The sequence below is a fragment of the Mesorhizobium sp. M1A.F.Ca.IN.020.04.1.1 genome (assembly GCF_003997315.1).
In the GTDB taxonomy this organism is placed as follows: Bacteria; Pseudomonadota; Alphaproteobacteria; order Rhizobiales; family Rhizobiaceae; genus Mesorhizobium.
On sequence record NZ_RZSN01000230.1, the window covers coordinates 1 to 5000 of the forward strand.

Sequence of the window (5000 nt, forward strand, 5' to 3'; positions counted from 1 at the left end):
TGTCAAAGAACCGACACCGCAGACGCGATGTCCCGGCCCCTTTCGCTTGCCGCTTCGGGGCCCTTCGAGTGTCGCTCACGCGGCTCTCTTGAATTTCACAGAGGGCAGATTGAGAAGCGAACTTCTCAGCCGCCAGCGGCGCGCCGCCCTCGTTGGTGGGGCGTATATAGTCGGAGCCATTCGGGGTGTCAACAGCGATTTCGAACTTTCTCAGCATGTCGGCGAACGAATTCCAGCGATGCGCTTTGCATCCTCATTTGATGCACGTCGTTGTCCCGAAATCGCTGTGAATTTCGGGCGATATGCATTAGCCGGCTGCTATGATGGTGCCCCCGAAGTTTATGGTAGCCGTCGCGTCGGGTCGCCGCACTTTCTCGGGCGTGGCCGGACCGATCTGCCGCCCACGACTAAGGGATCACCGGCTCAACTGACAGCGTCATTCCATGTGGCAGCGACTGGATAGCCGGTTCATTGCTTTGCTCGAGCAACGAACCCCGGCGAGACATCCGGGACGATGCCGCGACATTGATATGCCGCTCGATTCGTCATTAAATCGCTCGACCAGGTTTCTGGGATGCAGCTTCACCCAGAATGGCTGGGAAAGGACGTCGGCGAGCCGGTCGGGTTCGACGTCGCCGAAAGCATGTGGCGTCCATCGACAGACAGGCCAGTCGCCTTCCATAAGGTCGGTCCGGAGATTTAACCTTCCCCTCCTGCAAGCCGCGAGACCTCGGCTACTCGACTAGCCGCTCAGGCCTTGACCCAGCCAGCGTCGCCGGCGAGCGCGTCGAGATCCGCCGAACTTAGGCCCTCTTGTATGATCGTCAGCGTTCTACGTGCCATGCAGCGGGGAAAGGTATGAGAGCTCCCTCAGCCTCGGGCCGCAGCGCCGCGCCGTGCGGTGCACAGACCGATCTCGTCATGGGCGGCGTCAATCGCGGCACCACTTCGTTCAGCCGCTATCGGCGAAAACCGGTGATCTCGCGCAATGGCCAGGATGTCCCAACAGGCGCTCGAGGTTTCATTGATATCCTTCGATCGAGCGAGGGGTGTCCAACTGCGCTACCTGCGGGACGCCGCCGTGCTTGTTGCTCCCGAGGACCTCGCTGGCGGCTTCGCATCCAGGCGCGCCGCCGCAAACGCAAACGGCCTGCGTTGGCGGGCCGTGGATTGGTGTGGGGGACAGGATTTGGCTTTTCTGCCGGCGCTGCGTCGGTTCGCTGCTTGCGGGCCTGATGACCGCTCACATCAGCCGGCCAGTATGGCCAGATACAAAAACGCCCGCACGAGGCGGGCGTTTTTGGATTGGTTGCGGGGACAGGATTTGAACCTGTGACCTTCAGGTTATGAGCCTGACGAGCTACCGGGCTGCTCCACCCCGCGTCACCATAGAGGTAAGTTTGCGCTTACCGTATTCAAGGGACCGCCCAATGAAAGGGCCGCTTGCGCGGCCCGGGATCCCGTTTGGCGGGCCTCATGCATGTCGCTCAAAAGTGTTAGCGGTTTTGAGGCAACGACATGCATCACAACAATCGCAAGGAGAAGATTTGTCTGCATCCGGATCCGGATGTGAGATGAACGTGCGCTTGGCAGACCTGGCAGCGACCTACTCTCCCGCGTCTTGAGACGAAGTACCATCAGCGCTGGAGCGTTTCACGGCCGAGTTCGGAATGGGATCGGGTGCAGCCGCTCCGCCATAACCACCAGGTCGGCGAAACGCACGTTCAAATCGAGAAGCTGTTCAAGCGCGATCCAAAGGATCGTCGTTTTGTGCCAAGGCGACGTCTGCGTTTTGCCTACGGGCGAAGCCCGCAAGCGCGACTGCGCGTCGCCGGTCGTCCGGCGCCCTCGCGGAGCATAGGCCCGTAAGGGCCGCTCATGCGTGAGCGCTGGCAGACCATCCGACTTTGTCGGATGGATATTAGGAATGAGAACGATCAAGCCGATCGAACTATTAGTACCGGTAAGCTTCAAGCGTTGCCGCTCTTCCACACCCGGCCTATCAACGTGGTCGTCTTCCACGGTTCTCAGGGAATACTCGTTTCAAGGTGGGTTTCCCGCTTAGATGCCTTCAGCGGTTATCCCGTCCGGATATAGCTACCCTGCAATGCGGCTGGCGCCACAACAGGTCCACCAGAGATCCGTCCATCCCGGTCCTCTCGTACTAGGGACAGATCCTTTCAATATTCCTACACCCACGGCAGATAGGGACCGAACTGTCTCACGACGTTCTGAACCCAACTCACGTACCGCTTTAAATGGCGAACAGCCATACCCTTGGGACCTGCTCCAGCCCCAGGATGCGATGAGTCGACATCGAGGTGCCAAACAACCCCGTCGATATGGACTCTTGGGGGTCATCAGCCTGTTATCCCCGGCGTACCTTTTATCCGTTGAGCGATGGCCCTTCCACACGGGACCACCGGATCACTATGACCGACTTTCGTCTCTGCTCGACTTGTCAGTCTCGCAGTCAGGCAGGCTTATGCCATTGCACTCAGCGAACGATTTCCGACCGTTCTGAGCCCACCATCGCGCGCCTCCGTTACTCTTTAGGAGGCGACCGCCCCAGTCAAACTACCCACCATACATTGTCCCGGACCCGGATAACGGGCCGCGGTTAGACATCCATAGTGATAAGGGTGGTATTTCAAGGGTGGCTCCACCTGAGCTGGCGCCCAGGCTTCAAAGCCTACCACCTATCCTACACATGCCACTACGAATGCCAATGTAAAGCTATAGTAAAGGTGCACGGGGTCTTTCCGTCTAACCGCAGGAACCCCGCATCTTCACGGGGAATTCAATTTCACTGAGTCTATGCTGGAGACAGCGGGGAAGTCGTTACGCCATTCGTGCAGGTCGGAACTTACCCGACAAGGAATTTCGCTACCTTAGGACCGTTATAGTTACGGCCGCCGTTTACTGGGGCTTCGATTCAGAGCTTGCACCCCTCCTCTTAACCTTCCAGCACCGGGCAGGCGTCAGACCCTATACGTCGTCTTGCGACTTCGCAGAGCCCTGTGTTTTTGATAAACAGTCGCTACCCCCTGGTCTGTGCCACCCTCCTCTGCTTGCGCAAAAAAGGGTCACGCTTCTTCCGAAGTTACGCGTGCAATTTGCCGAGTTCCTTCAGCATAGTTCTCTCAAGCGCCTTGGTATACTCTACCAGACCACCAGTGTCGGTTTCGGGTACGGTCTATAAGGAGGAGCTATTTCCTGGAACCACTCCGCTGCCCTTTCAATCCGATAAGATTGGACAACTTGTGTGATCCGTCACTACCTCCAGGCTCACGAATATTAACGTGATTCCCATCGACTACGCGTTTCCGCCTCGTCTTAGGGGCCGGCTAACCCTGCTCAGATTAACTTTAAGCAGGAACCCTTGGTCTTTCGGCGGGGGAGTCTCTCACTCCCCTTACGTTACTCATGTCAGCATTCGCACTTCTGATACCTCCACCGCCCCTCACGGGTACGGCTTCACTGGCTTACAGAACGCTCCGCTACCGCTCGTGATTGCTCACGAACCCTAAGCTTCGGTGTATGGCTTTAGCCCCGTTACATTTTCGGCGCAAAGACCCTTATTTAGACCAGTGAGCTGTTACGCTTTCTTTAAATGATGGCTGCTTCTAAGCCAACATCCTGGTTGTTTTGGGATCCTCACATCCTTTCCCACTTAGCCATAACTTGGGGACCTTAGCTGTAGGTCAGGGTTGTTTCCCTTTTCACGACGGACGTTAGCACCCGCCGTGTGTCTGCCGACTAGTACTCCCAGGTATTCGGAGTTTGGTTAGGTTTGGTAATCCGGTGAGGACCCCTAGCCCATCCAGTGCTCTACCCCCTGGGGTATTCGGTCGACGCTCTACCTAAATAGATTTCGCGGAGAACCAGCTATTTCCGAGTTTGATTGGCCTTTCACCCCTAGCCACAAGTCATCCCGAACTATTGCAACAGTTATGGGTTCGGCCCTCCAGTAAGTGTTACCTTACCTTCAGCCTGCTCATGGCTAGATCACTCGGTTTCGGGTCTAATGCGACGAACTGAACGCCCTGTTCAGACTCGCTTTCGCTGCGCCTACACCTATCGGTTTAAGCTTGCTCGTCACACTAAGTCGCTGACCCATTATACAAAAGGTACGTGGTCACCCGCCCATCAAAGCGCTTGCGCTCTTGATGGCAAAATCAAAAGTTCTTCAAATCGTCAAGCGATTTGAAGGACGGGCTCCCACTGTTTGTAGGCAATCGGTTTCAGGTACTCTTTCACTCCCCTTGTCGGGGTGCTTTTCACCTTTCCCTCACGGTACTAGTTCGCTATCGGTCATGCACGAGTACTTAGGCTTGGAAGGTGGTCCTCCCAATTTCAGACAGGATTTCACGTGTCCCGCCTTACTCAAGGACGATTGATCGCATTACGCGTACGGGGCTGTCACCCGCTATGGCCCAACTTTCCAGAAGGTTCCGCTTGTCTCTCAATCGCCGCTGGCCTGGTCCGGGTTCGCTCGCCACTACTTCCGGAGTCTCGGTTGATGTCCTTTCCTACGGGTACTTAGATGTTTCAGTTCCCCGCGTTCGCCACTTTATCCCTATGTATTCAGGATAAGTTACCTATTATCGATACTTGGAAACCACAGCAGCAAAAACAGCGCGATCCCAAAGAGATCGTCGCCCCACGCTCAATCCTTTTGGGATTGCCGCGTCAGTTGCCCTGCTGCTCTGATTTTCCAAGTACCTTAGGTGGGTTTCCCCATTCGGAGATCTACGGATCAAAGGGTATTCGCACCTCCCCGTAGCTTATCGCAGCGTATCACGTCCTTCATCGCCTGTGCATGCCAAGGCATCCACCAATTGCCCTTAAGACACTTGATCGTTCTCATTGCCAATACCCATCATGCGCGATCCCGAAGGGATCGTCGCATAAGCGCAATCCCGAAGAGATTGTCGCACGAACCAAATCCTGTGCGGGATTTGCTTCAATGGAATTGGCACAAAAAGACCAGCTTCTCG

At 56.1% G+C, this 5000-nt stretch carries 1 tRNA gene and 2 rRNA genes; all 3 read right to left on the reverse strand.

The window, feature by feature from the left end:
• Positions 1-1306: 1306 nt before the first annotated feature.
• Positions 1307-1383: transfer RNA gene (locus EOA49_RS28825), tRNA-Met, on the reverse strand.
• 210 nt (positions 1384-1593) lie between these two features.
• A 5S ribosomal RNA gene (rrf, locus tag EOA49_RS28830) occupies positions 1594-1708 on the reverse strand.
• 225 nt (positions 1709-1933) lie between these two features.
• A 23S ribosomal RNA gene (locus EOA49_RS28835) occupies positions 1934-4862 on the reverse strand.
• Positions 4863-5000 lie beyond the last annotated feature (138 nt).